Annotated in this window: 14 protein-coding genes; 3 read left to right on the forward strand and 11 right to left on the reverse strand. The window is 44.2% G+C overall.

Annotated features, from left to right (window positions below; all coding sequences use genetic code 11):
* Window positions 1-104: 104 nt before the first annotated feature.
* The 6 genes from DS742_RS02030 to DS742_RS02055 form a co-directional block, all read right to left on the reverse strand.
* Window positions 105-938 (reverse strand): sugar phosphate isomerase/epimerase family protein, encoded by an 834-nt coding sequence (locus DS742_RS02030; protein ID WP_117415378.1) that lies wholly within the window; start codon window positions 936-938, stop codon window positions 105-107.
* Window positions 939-952: 14 nt separating this feature from the next.
* Window positions 953-2,506, reverse strand: a complete 1,554-nt coding sequence (locus DS742_RS02035; protein ID WP_117415379.1) for a glycoside hydrolase family 28 protein — start codon at window positions 2,504-2,506, stop codon at window positions 953-955.
* A 94-nt stretch (window positions 2,507-2,600) separates the two neighbouring features.
* Window positions 2,601-3,452 carry a carbohydrate ABC transporter permease gene (locus tag DS742_RS02040; RefSeq protein ID WP_117415380.1) on the reverse strand — a complete coding sequence of 284 codons (852 nt, stop codon included), beginning with the start codon at window positions 3,450-3,452 and terminating at the stop codon, window positions 2,601-2,603.
* Between the two features lie 5 nt (window positions 3,453-3,457).
* On the reverse strand, window positions 3,458-4,357 hold the full coding sequence (locus DS742_RS02045; RefSeq protein WP_117415381.1) for a carbohydrate ABC transporter permease: 900 nt from the start codon (window positions 4,355-4,357) through the stop codon (window positions 3,458-3,460).
* Window positions 4,358-4,362: 5 nt separating this feature from the next.
* On the reverse strand, window positions 4,363-5,031 hold the full coding sequence (locus DS742_RS02050; RefSeq protein ID WP_117415382.1) for a glycoside hydrolase family 88 protein: 669 nt from the start codon (window positions 5,029-5,031) through the stop codon (window positions 4,363-4,365).
* 90 nt (window positions 5,032-5,121) lie between these two features.
* Complete coding sequence (locus DS742_RS02055) at window positions 5,122-6,504, reverse strand: ABC transporter substrate-binding protein (protein WP_117415383.1); 1,383 nt, start codon at window positions 6,502-6,504, stop codon at window positions 5,122-5,124.
* 231 nt (window positions 6,505-6,735) lie between these two features.
* Between DS742_RS02055 and DS742_RS29355 the strand changes: the two genes are divergently transcribed.
* Together DS742_RS29355 and DS742_RS29360 are read left to right on the forward strand one after the other, a co-directional pair.
* Window positions 6,736-7,266, forward strand: a complete 531-nt coding sequence (locus DS742_RS29355) for an AraC family ligand binding domain-containing protein (RefSeq protein ID WP_242996360.1) — start codon at window positions 6,736-6,738, stop codon at window positions 7,264-7,266.
* A 27-nt stretch (window positions 7,267-7,293) separates the two neighbouring features.
* Window positions 7,294-7,602, forward strand: coding sequence for a helix-turn-helix domain-containing protein (locus tag DS742_RS29360; RefSeq protein ID WP_242996361.1), 309 nt, complete (start codon window positions 7,294-7,296; stop codon window positions 7,600-7,602).
* 39 nt (window positions 7,603-7,641) lie between these two features.
* Here DS742_RS29360 and DS742_RS02065 read toward each other — a convergent pair whose 3' ends face one another.
* Window positions 7,642-8,778 (reverse strand): glycoside hydrolase family 88/105 protein, encoded by a 1,137-nt coding sequence (locus DS742_RS02065; RefSeq protein ID WP_117415384.1) that lies wholly within the window; start codon window positions 8,776-8,778, stop codon window positions 7,642-7,644.
* Between the two features lie 255 nt (window positions 8,779-9,033).
* Here DS742_RS02065 and DS742_RS02070 point away from each other — a divergent pair, with 255 nt between their 5' ends.
* On the forward strand, window positions 9,034-9,870 hold the full coding sequence (locus DS742_RS02070) for an alpha/beta hydrolase (RefSeq protein ID WP_117415385.1): 837 nt from the start codon (window positions 9,034-9,036) through the stop codon (window positions 9,868-9,870).
* Window positions 9,871-9,954: 84 nt separating this feature from the next.
* On the opposite strand, the gene pfkA is transcribed toward DS742_RS02070, so the two are convergent.
* The 4 genes from pfkA to whiA all read right to left on the reverse strand — a co-directional run bounded on the left by pfkA (window position 9,955) and on the right by whiA (window position 15,894).
* Window positions 9,955-10,929, reverse strand: coding sequence for a 6-phosphofructokinase (gene pfkA / locus DS742_RS02075; protein WP_117415386.1), 975 nt, complete (start codon window positions 10,927-10,929; stop codon window positions 9,955-9,957).
* 65 nt (window positions 10,930-10,994) lie between these two features.
* Window positions 10,995-14,477 (reverse strand): DNA polymerase III subunit alpha, encoded by a 3,483-nt coding sequence (locus tag DS742_RS02080; protein WP_117415387.1) that lies wholly within the window; start codon window positions 14,475-14,477, stop codon window positions 10,995-10,997.
* A gap of 161 nt (window positions 14,478-14,638) precedes the next feature.
* Window positions 14,639-14,896 (reverse strand): HPr family phosphocarrier protein, encoded by a 258-nt coding sequence (locus DS742_RS02085; RefSeq protein ID WP_104437007.1) that lies wholly within the window; start codon window positions 14,894-14,896, stop codon window positions 14,639-14,641.
* A gap of 11 nt (window positions 14,897-14,907) precedes the next feature.
* Window positions 14,908-15,894: a DNA-binding protein WhiA gene (gene whiA / locus DS742_RS02090; RefSeq protein ID WP_117415388.1), complete on the reverse strand. Its 987-nt coding sequence runs from the start codon at window positions 15,892-15,894 to the stop codon at window positions 14,908-14,910.
* Between the last annotated feature and the right edge of the window lie 2 nt (window positions 15,895-15,896).

The following is a 15,896-nucleotide window of genomic DNA, read 5'->3' on the forward strand; positions in this document are numbered from 1 at the left end:
GCCGCAAGGCGCACACATAAAAGAGCTTTGATATGGTTTAATACCAGTCAAAGCTCTTTTTTATGTTTCAATCTATTTATGATTTTTTTATCAGGAATTTCTGCTTAGCTGCAGCTGTAATTTTCAAGAAACTTTCTTGACCACTCTGCGTTATCCGGCGTACTATCCTCGATTGTCATCTGGATATAAGGCTTGTCTTTCTTTGCAAAATTCAGGATTGTATCATATTTCATGACTCCGGTTCCTGGTGCTCCGGAAACCACCTTATCGCCTTCTATTACAAAATCCTTCATATGGAGGACATCGGTATACTCTCCCAGATCCTCAATAGCTTCTTTTATCACCTTGTCATATTCACTGCTGTTCTCCACAGACAGCAAATTAACCGGATCAAGAATAATTCTTAAATTCGGGGAATTGATTGCTTTTAACACCTTAAGCGCCTGCTTGGAATTGTATACGATATGGCTCCATACCGGTTCGATTGCCATGATTACACCGAATTTTTCCGCACATTCCACTACCGGACGAAGGTTGGTAATAAATGTCTGAAGCGCTTCTTCTGTATGGGATGCAGGTTCAAAACGGTATTCTGCATTAGGGTTGCCTGTCTCTGTTCCCACTACGCTGCAGCCTAAGATGGAGGCAAAACGGAGGTGGGCAAAATAACGCTCCTGGATCTTCTTAATCTCTTCCGGATCGGGATGTGCCAGGTTTAAATAGCAGCCCAGAACAGCGATGTCCATATGATGCTCCGCAAATTTACTGCGCAGATATGAAGCAAATCCCGGTGTCAAGGCGGAATTCTCCACCGAATGATCCTCAATTGTCTTTGTCAGCGCCAGGTGTACACAGCAAAATCCCTGTTCGCCGGCTATTTTTAAACGTTCCTCTATGGTACCTGGTGCCACATCGTGTAACCGAATTCCAATCTGCATTGTGTTCTTCTCCTTTAGATGGTTTCGTAATGATTGATATTGCTTAATTCAAATGCTTCCCCTTCCTGTCCGGAAATATGAACATTTTCACAGATCAGGGTGTCCACATTGCTGATATAAAAGCCTTTTCTGGTGCATTCTCCCACTCCGCTTAACATGGCGGGAGCTCCTGACTTCGCCTCTTTTGCAAAGGAAATGTCAACGTTCTTAAATTCAATACGCTCAATCTTCTTCTCCGGAAGCCCATAGAGAAAGGAAGCAGCTACATGACAGTTAACCGCCTTTATATTGGTAAAGCGGAAGCGGCCGATCTCAGGCGTCCTGTCGTCAACCGGAAGCGGTTCCCGGCACTGAACGTATTCGGATTTGCCATCGGGATCACAGAAGTAAAATCCATTGACTACAAAGGGAGTCATCACATGATCCATGTCAATGTGGTCAAAGGTAATATCCGTAAGAACGGAGTCCTTCCCTCTTCCTCTTCTGGTCTTGATCCGCAGCCCCCTGTCCGTGTGACGGAACAGACAGCGTTCTACCCGGATGTTTTTCACACCGGCACCCACTTCGCTTCCTATGGTAACAGCTCCGTGACCGTTCTCCATCAGGCACTGACGAATGGTGATGTTCTCAGAAGGTGTCTTATATCTGCGTCCCATATAAATTTTACCTGACTTGATGGCAATGCAGTCATCACCCAGAGAAAAATGTAGTCCCAGTATCTCCACGTTCTTACAGGATTCCGGATCCAGACCGTCTGTGTTCGGGGAATCTGCCGGATTGCTGATACTTAAATTTAAAAACTTTAAGTCCTCACTGAAGTAGGGATGAAGAACCCAGGTCGGACTGTTTTTCAAAGAAAAGCCCAAAAGAGTGATCTTCCTGCATCTTTCTAAGAAAACCATGCGGGGACGGAATGCCCCCTTCATCACTCTTACATTGTCCCACCAGTTGTCAAAGGAAGCCTGTCCGTTGATGGTTCCCTCTCCATAGATTACAACATCTTCCACATCAATGCCGGTTATGATGCCTGCAAACATGGGAAGGGGATTGCCCTCCCAGGTACCCAGGTTATAATCGTCTTTTTCATCATAGCTTTCGATCATTCCGGGGAATCTGGGAAACTGATACCGGTCAGTAAGTGCAAGGAGCTCCGCTCCTTTGGAAAGTTCAATCTTTATATGACTCTTTAAAAAGAGACTGGTGACTTTGTATTTTCCTGCAGGAATTAAAACTCTTCCGTCTTTGGGACATGCCATGATTGCAGCCTGAATGAAAGCGGTGTCGTTCTGGATTCCGTCTCCAAGGGCTCCAGCTTCCCTGACATTGATTGTGACAAATTCATAATCCGTATGGAAGTTTACTTCTGCCTTTTCTCCATTTCTTTCCAGAGAAATATTATAATCCATATCCGGCTTTAAGTCAAACAAAGTAAACACAACCTGCTTTGTCTCTCCCCGGCTCTCACCATTTAAAAGAATCTGGCCCGGAGTGTCGAATTCATAAATTGTTTCCGTGATTGTCTCTATGGTTACAGAACGCGCTGTCTGAAATGCAACTCTTAATTCCATACTGTTAAACCTCACCTGTCAAGTTTTCCTGTGTTATTTGTTTTTTCTATTGAAAAAGAGCGCAGCAATTGCATACCACGCCCTCTTTTGACCATTAACCTTTTACTCCGCCTGCAGCAATACCATCAATGAAGGAATCCTGCGCACAGAAGAATACAATCAGAGAAGGAATAATGGAGATGAGTGACATCGCCAGAATTCTGTTCCACTGAAACCCTACATCACCGTCCATTGACATACGTAAGTAAATGGAGTTTGTGTATTTCGGCATGTCGGAAACATAAATAAGGGGTCCCATAAAGTCATTGGAAGTCCACATGAACTGGAACAGTGCAACAGATACCAGTGACGGTTTTAACATGGGAACAATGACATACCATAATGTTTTAAGTGAATTACAGCCGTCGATCTTGGCTGCCTCTTCCAGCTCCCTCGGCACACCTCTTAAAAACTGAACCAGCATGAATAAGAAGTATGTATCACCTGCAAATAAAGAAGGTATAACAAGAGGAAGATAGGAATTTGTCCAGCCCCAGTTGTTAAACATGATGTACTGTGGTGCATTTAAAACTACCTGTGGAAGGAACAGAGTGGAAATCATAAGAGAAAAAAGGATTGCTTTTCCCTTGAATTCAAACCGTCCGAAGCCATAAGCAGTAATGGTTGCTGAAATTACAGTGAAAATAACCTTGGGAACTACGATTTTATAAGTGTTTAAAAGCGATTTAATCAGGTTAATTTTCCCGCCGTAATCAACGAAGGCATTGGCATAACCGTCAGTAACCGGATTTTTAGGCCAGAACCATGCGCTGGTAAAAATCTCTGAGTTGGTCTTAAATGTCGCACCTACCATCCAGATCAGGGGATATACCATAATGAACCCGATTACGAGGAGAAGGGTATAACGGATCACTGTGCTTATTTTTCTTTTTGTCTCTTTCGTCATGTCATCTACCTCCCGTCTTCATCTGAGTAATATACCCATTTCTTCTGGCTTACAAATGCAACTGCCGTAAATGTCATGACAATCAGGAACAGAATCCAGGCCTGGGCACTTGCCATACCCATCTTATGACGAAGGAACGCATTGTTGTAAATAAGAATGGAAATCAGTGTAGTAGCACCGTTTGGTCCGCCCTTTGTTACAAGGAATGGTCCGTTGAATTCCTGGAATGCCTGACATAACTGAGTGATCAGGTTGTAGAAAATAACCGGTGTAATTAAAGGAACTGTAATTTTAAAGAACTGGGTCCATTTTCCTGCTCCGTCAATGGAGGCAGCTTCATATAAATCTTCCGATACACCTTTTAAGGCTGCAAGGAAAATTACCATGGCTGAACCAAACTGCCATACTCTTAACATGATGATAACAGCCAAAGCACCGTTGGCAGATGCCATCCAGTTGATTTTTTCTCCGCCAAGCGCAACAACAACCGCATTGATCAGACCGTCTGTATTAAATACAGCTCTCCACAAAATGGCGATGGCGATGGAGCCTCCCAGAATAGAGGGAATGTAATAAGCAGTTCTGAAAAAATTAACTCCCTTTAATTTGAAGTTCAGAATATAAGCAATAAATAATGCGAAGGTCAGCTTTAAAGGAACGTCAAAAATCGCATATTTAAAAGTTACCAGAAATGCTCTTGTAATATCAGAATCCGTAAAAATCTTATTATAGTTCATCATACCTGTTTTCGTTACGCCATTAAACAGATCGTAATTAGTAAAGCTATAGTACAATGAAGAGGCGAATGGATAAACTTTAAAAAGTATAAATCCAATCAGCCATGGCAGGACAAAGAAGAATCCCGCATTATCAGCCAGGAACTTACGTATACCCTTTGACTTCATAGTGCTCATACCTCCTGTTTATTAAAAATTATATGCTGCGCACAGATCATATCTTTTAAACCCGTACATGTATTCTTATCAATCCCCGCAATATTTTTCCATACAAGTTCCCCGAAATTACCGTATTTCTCTTTTTGAAGCACGCCAATGTTGCATGCTTTCAGAATGGAATAACCAATTTCCATAATTTCAGAAGAATTGGGGAGGTCTTTCATCTTCTCCTTGACTATAACCTTAAACAAATCCCTTAATTCCCTATAATATTCATAGATCTCTTCTGACATCTGAGCAATCGTATCAATCAGTGACACCAGATCATCTCCTGTAAACTGCTGTTTCTCCCGAAACATGGCCGCAATCTCATTATAATGCTCTTTTCTTTTATACTTTGTGTCATATGCTGTTATAAACGGCATAAGCTCCAAAGTCCACTCCGGGGCTTTCATGACATCTTCTATCTTTCGACTGTATTTTTCATTACCGGTTTGTTCCAAAGCGAAAAAATAAGCGGAATAATCCTGCGCCGGCAGACTGTCTGCCGTCCCTTCCGGGGCTTCCATTCTGCTTAACTGATCCATTACAAACTTTTTAAAAGCATCTTCTCCGGTTGCTTCATACATTTGTACTGCTCCCATAAGCTGATATGGTTTTAATGTCTCATTTCTGCATTCCATGACGTTTTGTCTGCCCTTTTCTTTATGGGAGCCGCCATAGAACTATGGCGGCTCGTATGAAATATGAATATCTTATCTTTTTAAAGACAATTAGTTCTCAAGTGTATCAGTTACACCCTTGATCAGTTCTTTTGCAGCAGTAGCAGAATCAGACTCTTTTGAGCTTAATTTGCCAAATACTTTGTAGTAAACGCCGTCTGGGTTAGCCTTTAAGTCATTGTGCTCAAATTTGCTGTCCAGAGTGAACTTGCTGTAATCCATAACCTTTGTATTTGCTTCAATGGTAAGAGGATCGCCAAGCTTGTTGTCCTGAAGGATCTTTAAACCGGCTGCTGAGCAGGGAATACCTCTTTCAGTAGAGCAGATCTTAACGCCTTCTTCATCATTTAACAGGAAGTTGATCAGCATAGCTGCTTCCTTCGGATGCTTGGAGTTTGCAGCAACTGCAAATGCCATGGAGATCTTTGTAAATCCGCCGTTGTTGTTGCCCATCTTAATGAACTCGCCAACTACGAATTCCTGACCAGGTTTGTTAACGCTGCCTTCCAGAGCTTTTTTGAACTTGGATGCAGAGGAATCCCACTCGAAGATACCTGCATATTTGCCGTCAATCCATTTTGCATTCTTGTCAAGAGAGTCAGCCATATCGCCGCTGATCGTAGCCAGAGTAGGAATTACGTGTTTCTCTTCCAGTCCTGTAATGAAGTCCATACCGTCTTTTACTTCGTCTTCGGTATAGTTCACTGTGCCGTCTTCTACCCAGTTCTTGCCGTATTTGGATTCCAGATAGTAAACCATAAGGATCATACGGTCATATTCGCCAAGTGCCAGCGGATACATATCAGGATCTTTTGCCTTGAATGCTTCTCCTGCCTTGTATAAGGAATCAAGATCAGTAGGAAGTGCAACACCAACCTCATCAAATGCTGTCTTGTTCCAGTAGAACAGACGGCCTGTTAAGGAAATCGGAACTGCCATTAATTTATTATCTACCTTGCAAAGGTCAAGGCTCTCCGGTGTGAACTGTTTTAAATCAAGAACATCGGAGTAATCCTCCAGGTTTGCGAAAGACTTTCCGCCCTGGCTGTAGGAATCAATCCAGTTCCAGTTAATCTGCATAACATCAGCCGCATTGCCGCCTAAAATATTTAAGGACTGCTTCTCTTCCCAACCGGTCCATGCACCATATTCTGGAGTTACAGTTATGTTTGGATATTTTGCCTGGAAAGCTTTGATTGCTTCTTCTGTTGCAGCATGTCTTGTGTCGCCGCCCCACCAGGAAAATTTCAGTTCTACCGGCTCTCCGGAAGTTGTAGCTCCTGCAGCTTTAGTTTCTGCTGCAGCAGTAGTAGTTTCTGCAGGTGCAGCAGTGGTTGTCTCAGCAGTGTTGCTTTTGCCGGACCCGCAGGCAGATAGAGACATTGCCATAACAGTCGCTAACCCCATTGCTGTCCACTGTTTGATTTTTCTCATCTTTTTCTCTCCTTTTTCTCTCCCTCATAAATGAGTTCTTTAAAAGTCAGTGTAAATGTTTCCGCATTCTGATGATAGATTTATGTATTTTGCGTAAGCGCTTACACAACACTTTTTTAATATTATAACACCTATTACCTTATAATTCATTTCAAATTCAGCACAAAACATTGCATATTTTGACATCCTATGATATTATTTTAGTAGTATTAGCCAAGGAGAATACACATAATGAAAGTACTTACTTCATATTCGGAAGGAATTGACCGCTGTTTTGAAAGCCATTATTTTTCCATTGCACATCTTCACAAAGAAAGCAGCGTTTTAAGCATGCACAGTCACCGCTGCTGCGAGTTTTATTTCTCCATAAGCGGCGGCCGTACTTTTTTAATTGAAGACAATAATTACCGCATAGAACCTGGCGATTTATTCATGATTAATCCCCGGGAAAAGCACCAGATCCTTCAGATGGATTCGTCCATTCCCCATGAACGGTATGCTGTTTTTATTGATCCGGAGTATTTAAAGACCATTTCCACCGACCTTACGGATTTGACCTACTGTTTTACACACCGTCCGGAGAATTTTTCCCACCGGATCCATTTAAGCCAGGGACAGCAGCGGAGGTTTACTTATTATTTTAATAAACTGGCTGTGGAAGATGGTTTTGGACATGACGTGGAAGAACGTTCGGCATTCGCAGAGTTCCTGGTTTTTTTAACGAAATGTGCGGCAGAAGCAGATCTGGGTGAACAGCCGTAAGAACAGAGACAGTATTTTAACAGCAAGGTGGCAGATATTATCACTTATATTCATCATAACATTGATTCTTCCTTAAGCATCGGGGAGATTGCTGCCCATTTTTATTTGAGCACCTCCTACCTTTGCAGGCTTTTTAAAAAAGGAACGGGAACCACCATTAACTCCTATATCACAACCAGAAGAATTGAGCTGGCCCAGACGCTGCTGGCAGGCGGTTACAGTGTGAATGAGGTATACAGCATGTGCGGCTTTAATGATTACAGCAACTTCTTTAAAGCATTTACAAAGAAGACGGGTATTTCACCGAAGAAATTCGCACAGAACAGTTTAAGTTAAAAAGGGAATGAGGCCGGCTGCCTCATTCCCTTTTTTATTCTATGACTGATACTGCCATCCGCACCGTTTCATCTCTGTATATGCAAGAAGGAACGGTCCTACTCCCTTTGCATCATCTTTTACCACCGGCTCAGACATATAATACTGGAATGTTCCGTCTCTTCTGTCCTTGCCTCCCAGACCTGCCACCAGACAGATTCCGCCTAAACTCATATTTCCTTCTTCCATATGAAGATAAGTTCTGCAGATTCCTTCAAATGCCTTCTTTCCGTATTCTGCATATGCTTCAGGCAGATAACCCAGGCGCACGCCTTTTAAGATCGCATAGGAGAAGATCGCGCTGCCGCTGGTTTCCAAATAGTTCTTCTCCATGCCGCCCAAGTTGACCACCTGATACCACATGCCGCTTGGGTCCTGGTAGTTTAACATGGCATCAATCAGTGACTTAAATGCATCTTTCATCTGCTGCAATGCCTGCTGCTCGTTATGATTGTCTTTATCCATGGTATCAAGAAGCGCCATGGAATACCAGCCCAGTGCTCTCAGCCAGAAATTCTGGGAAAGTCCGGTCACTTTATCACACCAGAACATCTCTCTGGAGGAATCATAGGCATGATAGTATAATCCCGTCTCAGAATCCCGCATATGCTTTGTTATATTGGCAAACTGGCGGTAAATATCTTCACAGTTTTTTCTGTCATTAAACCGGGTTTCATATTCCATATAAAATGGCTGGCACATGTAGAGACCGTCAAGCCACACCTGATTGGGGTAAATATTTTTATGCCAGAAATTTCCTTCTTTGGTTCTTGGCATCTTTTCAATCTGGCTGTAAACCAGGTCGATTGCCTTCCTGTACTTTTCCTTGCCGGTCAGATCATAAAGTTCAAACAGGGTTTTTCCTGCATTCACATTATCAATGTTCAGTTCTTCTACATCATATCCATCAATGGATCCGTCTTCCTTTACACGGTAGTCAATAAACGTATCTGCAAACTCCAGATATTTGGAATCCTTCGTAATGGAATACATCTCTAAGACCGCCTTGATCATGCAGCCGTCAATGTAATTCCAGCCGGCTTTCTCTCCCTGAAGAATCTTCTCAATGTTCCAGACCGGACGGTCCGGTGTGCTTTTTTCCATCAATTCATTGATATACCTTTCAATTACATCCATGGTTCTTTTCCTCTCTTCGTTCAATATCAATTTCAGCTTTGTCCATTGCGAACCTGTTTTTTATCATAGCATGGTTTTTCTAACTTGTCACTTATGAGATTGAAGTGTTATAAATGACTGTGCAATATCTATAATATATTTTTCCATTTTTATGAACTTTTTCTCTTACTTCTTTTCAGACTTATGATAAGATAATCTGGATTACATAAGTTTGGGCTGACAAAAAACAGTTTAGAAAAGGGAGTATTACAGACTATGAAGCAGTTTACAGAACAGATTAATATCACGAACAAGCAGGCCGGCAAAGAAAAATTAACTGCCGGCGCATCACTAAGTGCCTATCTCTTAGCCCCCGTTTCTGTTGCACCTGACCGCATGCGTCCGGCAGTCATCATCTGTCCGGGAGGCGGTTACGAACACCTATCTGACAGGGAGAGTGAACCCATAGCCATGCAGTTTTTATCTATGGGCTGCCATGCATTTGTTCTCCGCTACAGCATTGCTCCTGATTCCTTTCCCTATCCCCAGATGGAACTGGCCTGTGCTGTCTCTATGGTCCGTTCCCACGCAGAGGAATGGCTGGTTGATCCGGATAAGATTATTGTCTGCGGTTTTTCGGCAGGAGGTCATCTTGCCTGCAGCCTGGGAGCATTCTGGAATCAGGAGTTTTTATACGGGCCGTTATCGCTTACCCCTGAGAATATAAAGCCAGACGGCATGATTCTGGCGTATCCGGTAATCACTTCCGGTCCTTACTGCCACAAGGGTTCCTTCCTTAATTTATTGGGTTCAGATGCAGACGACGAAACACTGCGCCGCCTGGTCTCTCTGGAACATCAGGTCGGTTCCCACACACCGCCTGTTTTTTTGTGGCACACCTCTACCGACGATGCCGTACCGGTAAAAAACAGCTACTTACTGGCGGATGCACTCACGGAGCACGGAGTCAGCGTGGAAATGCACATCTACCCCACAGGCTGCCACGGACTGTCTCTGGCAAACAGTGAAGTTTCCGGCGATGACGGCCGCTGTATCGTGCCCCAGTGCCAGAACTGGATCTCTCTGGCTAAAACATGGCTGGAACATCTGTAAACATAGGTAACATCAAAAAGGCGGGACAACCGGAGTATCACTACTTCCGGCTGTCCCGCCTGTTCTATGAATTTCCGATTCTCATTAACGAACCAGCATCTTACTGATCTGATACTGATCTTCCGGAATATCCTTGGTCATTGCCAATGCTTCCTGAATATCGAAATCAACAAATTCTCCGTGCTTATAGCCTACTACGCGGTTGCTCTTACCTTCGCAAAGCAGTTCCACCGCTCTGGCTCCCATGATGGAAGCATACACGCGGTCTTTACAGGTAGGTGCTCCGCCTCTCTGCATGTGACCCAGAATGGTAGCTCTTGTCTCAATACCGGTAGCTGCCTCGATTCTCTTAGCCATGGATGAGGAATGACCAATTCCTTCTGCATTGATAATGATATGATGCTTCTTACCGCGTTTTCTGTTCTCAATAATGCGGTTAATCAATGCCTGCTCGTCTCCGTCATACCGCTCCGGCAGAAGAATATCCTCTGCTCCGTTAGCAAAGCCGCACCAGAGTGCAATATATCCGGCATTTCTTCCCATTACTTCAATAATGCTGCAGCGCTCGTGGGAAGTGGATGTATCCCGGACTTTATCAATGGCTTCCATGGCAGTGTTCACTGCTGTATCAAAGCCAATGGTGTAATCCGTACAAGCAATATCCAAATCAATGGTTCCAGGAAGTCCGATGGTGTTAATTCCAAGTGCAGAAAGCTTACCGGCACCGCGGAATGAACCGTCTCCGCCGATTACTACGATTCCGTCAATGTTATGTTTTTTACAGATCTCAGCACCCTTTTGCTGTCCTGCAGCTGTGGTAAATTCCTGACATCTGGCTGTATATAGAATGGTACCGCCCCGATGAATGATGTCCGATACACTGGTGCTGTTCATATCGACAATCTCTTCCTGCAGAAGGCCCGCGTATCCCCTCATAATTCCCTTTACTACCAATCCCTTATGGATTGCAGTTCTGACAACGGCACGGATCGCAGCATTCATACCTGGTGCGTCGCCGCCGCTGGTTAATACGCCAATGGTTTTCACTTGTTTTGCCATAGTAACTTCCTCCTGATTCACGGATATCTATATTTGTAAGTTTTACATTTCATACATGTTGTATTCTAATTCATTTTGCCAATCTTTTCAAGTTTTTTTTCTACAAGTCTGACATTTATTTCACCAAGTTTTTTGGTTAAAATATCAATAAGTCCATCGGAAGCATTTACATTCCAGTTGGACGGGAGCACTTTTTTGGCCCGTTCACTCTCCAGATAGATGATTACGGTATCACTGCCTTCTGATTCCCTTAACAGTTCAAGAATCTCCCGCTCCGACTTCACATACGTTTCCTTATCAGGGAATTTCAGCCACAGTTCTTTGGGTACTGCTGAAAATGGGATCACTCTCTCGCAGATCAGCTTGCCAACCGGATCATCTCCAATTGATGCCCTTCCCTGGATAAATACCTTGGAATCCTCTACAAACAGCTCTCTCTTACTCTCATAGTCCTTTGGAAATACAATGACCTCCACGGAACCAACCAGATCTTCCAGGGTTATGAATGCCATCATTTTATTGTTTCTGGTAGTTTTTACGGTTTTACCTGTAATCATACCACCAATGGTCACATAAGACCCGTCCTGCACATTGGTTTTCTGGGTCTCCTCATCAACAATAAAATCCACAGTGACTGCCGTAATGTGATTTCTCCATGTCTCCTCATATGCTTCCAGAGGATGGCCGCTTACGTAGATCCCAATAGTCTCTTTTTCAAAGGCCAGAAGGTCTTCCTTCTCAAACTCTCCCACCTCAGGAAATGTGATCTGGTAGTTGCTTTTTTCTTCCTCACCGGCAAGATCAAACAGGGTGATCTGCCCTTCCATGGAATTCTTGCGCTCCTTGCTTCTCTGGTCAAGAAGCTCGGGAGCAATTAAAAGCTTCTGCTTCCTGGTGCCGGGAAGTGTATCAAGTGCACCTGATTTGATGAAATTCTCCAGTGTCCGCTTATTAACCTCCTTGTTGCTCATCCGGTCTATAAAATCCTCCATATCGTGATAAAGACCGTTTTGCGTCCGCTCCGCCACAATCTGCTCCACAACGGATTTGCCTACGCTTTTAATGGCGGAAAGCCCGTACCGTATGGACTTGCCGGAAACGGAAAATCCGCTTTCTCCTTCATTGATGTCCGGCGGGAGAATGGAAATTCCCATCTGCCTGCAGCTTAGAATATACTCTGAAACCTTTGACACATTGTCCATAACAGAGGTCAGCAAAGCCGCCATAAACTCCTGTGGATAATAGTATTTTAAAAATGCAGTCTGATAGGATACCACTGCATATGCCGCAGCGTGGGATTTATTAAAGGCATATTTTGCAAAATCAATCATCTCATCATAGATATGATTGGCTGTCTTTTCGTCAATTCCATTGGAAACACATCCGGATACGCCTTCTGCCATATTCCCGTATACGAAGTTCTGGCGTTCTTTCTCCATGACGTAGGTTTTCTTCTTTGACATGGCACGGCGCACCAGATCGCTTCGGCCCATGGTATATCCGGCAAGGTCGCGGACAATCTGCATAACCTGTTCCTGATATACAATACATCCGTGGGTGGGGCTTAAAATGTGTTCCAGCTGAGGACAGTCATAAGTGATGGAATTCCGGTCATTCTTGCCTTTTAAGTATTTGGGAATAAAATCCATGGGACCCGGACGGTAAAGGGAAATTCCGGCGATAATATCCTCCAGATTCTCCGGCTTTAATTCCTTCATGAAGCTCTTCATCCCCGAACTTTCCAGCTGGAAGACCCCGTCATCCTTTCCGGAACCGATGGAATCAAGCACTGCCTTATCATTGTAATCGATCTGGTCCATGTCAAGAAGAATATCCCGGTTCTTCTCCACTGCCGCAACCGCATTCTGAATGACTGTAAGAGTCCGAAGCCCTAAGAAGTCCATCTTCAAAAGCCCCAGTTCCTCCAGTGTAGTCATGGTGAACTGAGTGGTTATGGTTCCGTCCGCAGCTCTGGACAACGGTACATATTCATCTACGGAGGTCCGGCTGATTACGACTCCCGCCGCATGCATGGAAGTGTGCCTTGGCAGCCCCTCCAGACGCATGGACATGTCGATTAAATATTTTACCTCAGGATCGTCATTGTATGCGCTGCGAAGGTCAGGGCTCTGTTTCAGTGCCTTTTCCAGTGTCATGCCAAGATCACCCGGTATCATCTTGGCAATGGCGTCACAGCGGGCGTAAGGCATATCCAGCACCCTTCCTACGTCTCTCACCACACCCTTGGCTGCCAGGGTACCAAAGGTAACAATCTGAACCACCTGATCCTTGCCGTACTTCTCCACCACATAGTCAATGACTTCCTGACGCCGTTCAAAGCAGAAGTCCACGTCTATATCGGGCATGGAGACTCGTTCCGGATTTAAGAACCGTTCAAAGAGAAGGTTGTACCGGATGGGATCAATGTCCGTGATCCCCAGACAGTAGGAAACGATGCTTCCTGCTGCAGAGCCTCTTCCCGGTCCCACCATGATGTCTTTGGATCTGGCGTAATGGATGAAATCCCAGACAATCAGAAAGTAATCCACATACCCCATGGAATGTATTACATCCAGTTCATAGGCAAGACGGTCCTTTAAGGTTCCGTCATCTTCCGGATAGTGGCGTTCAAACCCTTCCGTGCAGAGTTTATTTAAATAGGTCCAGGAATCAAACCCTTCCGGAACATCGTACTTGGGAAGCTTTGTTACTCCAAACTCAATCTCCACATTACACCGCTCTGCAATCTTGTGGGTGTTCTCTACTGCCTGGGTTGCATAGGAAAAGAGAGTCTTCATCTCCTCTTCTGATTTGCAGTAATACTGTCCGCCCTCATAGCGCATCCGGTTCTCATCTGCCACTTTCTTACCGGTCTGAATGCACAAAAGAATGTCGTGGGGCGTAGCATCCTCCGCATAGGTATAGTGGATATCATTGGTAGCTACCAGTTCGATTCCGGTCTCCCCGCTCATACGCACCAGGCCCTGATTCACGGTCTTCTGCATGGGGATTCCATGATCCTGAAGCTCAAGGAAGAAATTGCCCGCTCCGAATATCTCCTGATAGCGAAGTGCCGCTTCCTTTCCCTGCTCATACTGACCTCTGCCGATATAGCGCTGCACCTCTCCCGCCAGACAGGCGCTGAGGGCAATTACGCCCTCATGATACTTTCTTAATACTTCATAATCCACTCTTGGTTTATAATAAAATCCATCCACAAATCCTTTGGAAACAATCTTCATTAAATTCTGATAGCCCTGATTGTTCTCAGCAAGAAGTACCAGATGGTAGTAACGGTCTTCCCCGCCTGCAAGTTCTCTGTCAAATCTGGAACCGGACGTCACATACACCTCACAGCCGATTATGGGTTTGATGCCCGCATCCTGCGCGGCTCTGTAAAAATCAATCACACCATACATAACGCCATGGTCAGTGACTGCCATACTGTCCATCCCCAGTTCTTTTGCTCTGGCTGTCAGCTCCTTAATCTTGCAGGACCCATCAAGCAGGCTGTATTCTGTATGGACATGCAAATGTGTAAATGCCATCTGTCGTTTCTCCTTCTATCCTCATTTCTTCCATTATAGCATAAAAAGACAGCCCCTGAAAATAATTTGCACCAAATTAAAAAGGGAGATATATAAGAGGCGGAGCTTCCATTGTCAGGCAATGGGAGTCTCCGCCTCAAAAACACGTTATATTCCAGTTATTATTCCTGATTGCTTAAGTATTTCTCGATCTCACTGACCGCATGCTCTTCATCGGTTCCGTCAGCCGTAATTGTAATCTGCTCTCCGGCTGCAAGGCCGAGAGTCATCATACCCATAATACTTTTGGCATTCACTCTTTTTGATTCAATTTCAACATAAATGTTGCTTTCATACTGGCTGGCAACCTGAACCAGCATAGCAACTGGTCTCGCTTCCAAACCTGATGCAAGTTCCACGGTGACTGTTTTTCTTACCATAATTATCCTCCTCATTCCTCTGAACGGATCTGTTCCGTTCCGCTGCCCACGCCTGTCCCGCGCAGCCGCCCTGCTAAATCACAAAGCTTTCTAAGTCGGTGGTTCACTCCTGATTTGCCCACAGGAGGGTCCAGAGCTTCTCCAAGCTCTTTTAATGTTGCGTCCGGTCTTTCCAGTCTCTCTCTGGCAATCTCCGCTAAATTATCCGGAAGATTATCAAGTCCGATTGTATCTCTGATATATTCTATATCTTCTATCTGCTTTACCGCAGCTGATACCGTTTTATTAATATTGGCAGTCTCACAGTTGACCTGTCTGTTCACGCTGTTGCGCATGTCCTTTAATATCCTGATATTCTCAAGCTCCATTAAAGTGACCGGCGCTTCCATGACATTCAGTATATCAACAATCTGGTTTCCCTCCTTGATATAGACAACAAAATATCGCTTTCTCTTTACTATCTTTGCATCAAGTTCAAAGGTTGCAATAATTGATTTCAACTGCTCTGCTTTTTCTTCTGTGGCACATACGATTTCATAATGGTAAAACTTCTCCGGATCACTGATGGATCCTGATGAAAGGAACGCCCCCCGTATAAATGCTCTCCTGCAGCAGGACTGCTGGATCACCACGTTCTTCACTACATTTAAATTCTCTCCTACCTCTCCGTTCTCGTCAAGGAGCTTGGTCGCATGAAGCACACGAATGGCATCCTCATGTTCCCGGATAGTCACCGTATAGGTACGGTTCCTGTTTAAGTAGGCGTTTCTTCGAATAGAGACATCAGTACTTATATTAAATGTTTTTTTCAATAATGTAAAGTACTTTCTTGCAACTGCTACATTTTCCGTATGGATTTTAATCGTATAGCGGTCTTCTTCCGATATGATTATCTTACCGCAAAGGCTGATGATCGCAGCCATTTCCGCGATCTGACAATGTCTTGCCGGGCTGATCTGCCTGGAAAGCTCTTCTTTTAATTTGGAAGAAAATGACATAT

Origin of the sequence: Lacrimispora amygdalina (assembly GCF_003432035.1) — a bacterium.
Taxonomy (GTDB): domain Bacteria; phylum Bacillota; class Clostridia; order Lachnospirales; family Lachnospiraceae; genus Lacrimispora; species Lacrimispora amygdalina.